The sequence below is a fragment of the Streptomyces sp. DH12 genome, assembly GCF_020873895.1.
Lineage (GTDB): Bacteria > Actinomycetota > Actinomycetes > Streptomycetales > Streptomycetaceae > Streptomyces.
This window is the reverse complement of sequence record NZ_JAHWGT010000896.1, coordinates 1-472: the sequence shown is the minus strand read 5'-3', so window position 1 is coordinate 472 and position 472 is coordinate 1. Positions and strand designations below refer to the sequence as shown.

At 65.5% G+C, this 472-nt stretch carries 1 protein-coding gene; it reads left to right on the top strand.

The window, feature by feature from the left end:
• On the top strand, window positions 1-472 hold a 472-nt coding region (gene ccsA, locus LPA54_RS37665), incomplete at both ends, for a cytochrome c biogenesis protein CcsA (protein ID WP_228984929.1).

Here is a 472-nt window from a genome sequence, read left to right as displayed (position 1 = left end):
ATGTACGAGTTCAACATCACCTTCTCCACGACCGCGGTGGGCGTGTACCTCCTGCTGCTGGCGCTGAAGAAGAACGTGCGCTGGCTCGGCCTGTTCCTCACCACGTCGGTCCTCCTCGACCTCGGTCTCGCCGTCACTGTTCTGTACACCGCCAGCGACCAGCTGGTTCCCGCCCTGCATTCGTACTGGCTGTACATCCATGTCTCCACGGCGATCCTGTGCGGCGCGGTGTTCTACGTCGGCGCGTTCACGACGGTCATGTACCTCTTCAAGGACTCGTACGAGAACAAGCTGGCGAACGGCGGCAAGCCGGGCGGCTTCGCCACGTCCTTCCTGGAGCGGCTGCCCGCGGCGGCCTCGCTGGACAAGTTCGCCTACCGCGTCAACGCGGCCGTGTTCCCGCTGTGGACGTTCACGATCATCGCGGGCGCCATCTGGGCCGGCGACGCATGGGGCCGCTACTGGGGCTGGG